Annotated in this window: 1 protein-coding gene; it reads left to right on the top strand. The window is 44.0% G+C overall.

The window, feature by feature from the left end:
* Window positions 1–40: 40 nt before the first annotated feature.
* Complete coding sequence (locus A3757_RS05170) at window positions 41–733, top strand: AAA family ATPase (RefSeq protein ID WP_068739262.1); 693 nt, start codon at window positions 41–43, stop codon at window positions 731–733.
* The last annotated feature ends 67 nt before the right edge of the window (window positions 734–800 follow it).

Raw genomic sequence — 800 nt, forward strand, 5'->3', positions numbered from 1 at the left:
GGATAAAAATATACAGGAGTGAAAATAAGGGAGAAAAGACTTGGCAACAAAGCCCTTTAAGCGCGGATTAGTCGTTGGAAAATTTTCACCTCTTCATAAAGGGCACGAGTATCTAATACAAAACGCATTTAATCAGTGTGAAGATGTTGTCGTCATCAGCTACTCAAGGCCTGAGTTTCCATCCTGCTCTGCCAAGATAAGAGAGCATTGGATAAAATCAGTTTTTCCATCCGCTAGCGTTCTGTGTGTTGATGCTGCCACGGTCGAGTCTTGGCGAGCTCATAGCGCTTGGAATCTTCCAATGCCCAGCAATAGTGAAGCTGACCATATGCATCGGCATTTCACCTATCGACTTCTTTCATACAAGTTTGGTTTGGAAGTTGATGCAGTCTTTACGAGTGAAGAATATGGGGATGGCTTCGCTCAATTTCTGAGTGATCCAGCGACTGGTTTTGGTTCTCCTGTCGAGCATGTTTGTGTCGACCTCAACAGGGAAACTTATCCGGTAAGTGGCTCACTTATGCGTTCTACTCGGAACCAAGACAATGGGCTAATCGATCAATCTGTCCAAGCTGACTTTAGCGTCCAAAAGATTGTTTTCCTAGGGGCTGAATCAACAGGTAAATCAAAGCTATCTCGGCTTCTCTCTGAACAATTTAATGAGCCGCTGGTTGAAGAATACGGCAGAGATTTTGGGAAGAAAAAAATGGCGACCTTACGCCAGAAGATCTGATAGATATTTGCATTACACAGACTCATAAAGAGGATCTCGCTCAGAGACAGGCGAGACGGTATATCTT

It is taken from the genome of Oleiphilus sp. HI0117, assembly GCF_001635235.1.